This is a genomic window from Nocardiopsis sp. MG754419, from assembly GCF_018207095.1.
GTDB lineage: Bacteria > Actinomycetota > Actinomycetes > Streptosporangiales > Streptosporangiaceae > Nocardiopsis.
Genome location: NZ_QOCZ01000322.1, coordinates 728 through 1549, shown reverse-complemented (window position 1 = coordinate 1549; position 822 = coordinate 728). Strand labels below are relative to the sequence as shown.

Sequence of the window (822 nt, the reverse complement as noted above, 5' to 3'; positions counted from 1 at the left end):
GGTGAGGAGGGTGGGGTCGTCCAGGCAGCGGATGCCGTGGTCGATGCGTTCGACGCCCAGGTGGTTCAGGGCCTGCCAGATGTAGTCGGCGGGGCCTTCTTCGCCGGCGTGGGCGACGCGGTGCAGGCCGAGTCGGGCGGCGGCGGTGAAGACGTCGGTGAAGTCGGCGGGTGGGTGGCCGATCTCGGCGGAGTCCAGGCCGACGCCGGTGATGTGGTGTAGGTGGGGGCGGGCGGCGTCGAGGGTGTCCATGGCTTCGGCGACGGGGCGGTCGCGCAGGAAGCAGAGGATGAGTTCGGTGGTCAGGTCGTGGTCGGTGCGGGCGGTGTGCAGGGCTGAGGTGAGGCCGTTGATGACGACGTGGAGGGGGATGCCGCGGTTGGTGTGGGCCTGGGGGTCGAAGAAGATCTCGGCGTGGCGTACGCCTTGGGCGGCGGCGCGGGTGAGGTAGGCGTGGGCGAGGTCGTGGAAGTCGGCTTCGGTGCGTAGGACGTCCATGAGTCGGTAGTAGAGGTCGAGGAAGGAGGGGAGGTCGGTGAAGTCGTAGGCGGCGCGGAGGTGGTCGACGTCGGTGAAGGGGAGGGTGAGGTTGTTGCGGTCGGCGAGGTGGAAGGCGAGTTCGGGCTCCAGGGTGCCCTCGATGTGGATGTGGAGTTCGGCTTTGGGGATGGCCATGTGAGCCCGCGACCCTTCGTGGTGGTTTTGTGATGGTTTTGGCCATTGTGGAGGATTCGGTGGGGTGCCCGGGCCGGTGGTGGGGGCGGCATGGGACACACCGTGGTGCGGGTCGGGCGCGGTGGAGGCGGACACGACGAGGCGGGG

1 protein-coding gene is annotated in these 822 nt (G+C 69.1%); it reads right to left on the bottom strand.

The genetic code is table 11. The features are described 5' to 3' along the window. Nucleotides 1–675: adenosine deaminase (gene add / locus DSY14_RS27915; protein ID WP_211719580.1), on the bottom strand; the 675-nt coding region annotated here is incomplete at its 3' end. Nucleotides 676–822 lie beyond the last annotated feature (147 nt).